Origin of the sequence: Rathayibacter rubneri, assembly GCF_023743255.1 — a bacterium.
Lineage (GTDB): Bacteria > Actinomycetota > Actinomycetes > Actinomycetales > Microbacteriaceae > Rathayibacter > Rathayibacter rubneri.
Window position 1 is genome coordinate 1 of the sequence record NZ_JAMRYM010000213.1, and the last position, 533, is coordinate 533.

Consider the following 533-nt stretch of genomic DNA (forward strand, 5'->3'; position numbering starts at 1 on the left):
TGCGACGCCGGGGGGGGGGGTGGGGGGGAGGCGGGTGCTTCTGCGGGGGCGGGGGCTGGGCCGGGGTGGCGCGAGGCCGATGGCGGGTCGGGGGCTGAGGGATCCTGCCGGTGTTCCGGTCTCCGCTGTCCGGCGTCCCGCGACCGGACGACGGACGGCCCCGGCGCTGGTGCACCGGGGCCGTCCGTCGGGTCGCGGGTCAGACCCGCTTCAGCGCGATCGGTGCGCTCGTCGTGGTGTTGCCGTCGGTGTCGACCGCCTTGGCGGTCACCGCGTAGGTGCCCACGGCGAAGGCCGAGGTGTTCACGGCGAGCGAGTACCTGCCGTCCTCGCCGAGGACGGCGTCACCGAGCTTCGTGGTGCCGACCCAGTAGCTGACTCCCGCGACGCCCTTGTCATCGGAGGCGACGGCGACGAGGGTCACGACTCCGGTGACCGACGAGCCGCTGGTCGGCGCGACGATCGCGACGGTCGGCGCCGAGGAGCCGACGGGTGCCGAGGTGGCGGTGGGCGTCGCGGTCGGCGCGGGGGTC

Annotated in this window: 1 protein-coding gene; it reads right to left on the reverse strand. The window is 75.8% G+C overall.

The genetic code is table 11. The annotated features are described in order from the left end of the window. Positions 1–199 precede the first annotated feature (199 nt). On the reverse strand, positions 200–533 hold a 334-nt coding region (locus tag NB037_RS19370), incomplete at its 5' end, for an Ig-like domain-containing protein (RefSeq protein ID WP_251948714.1).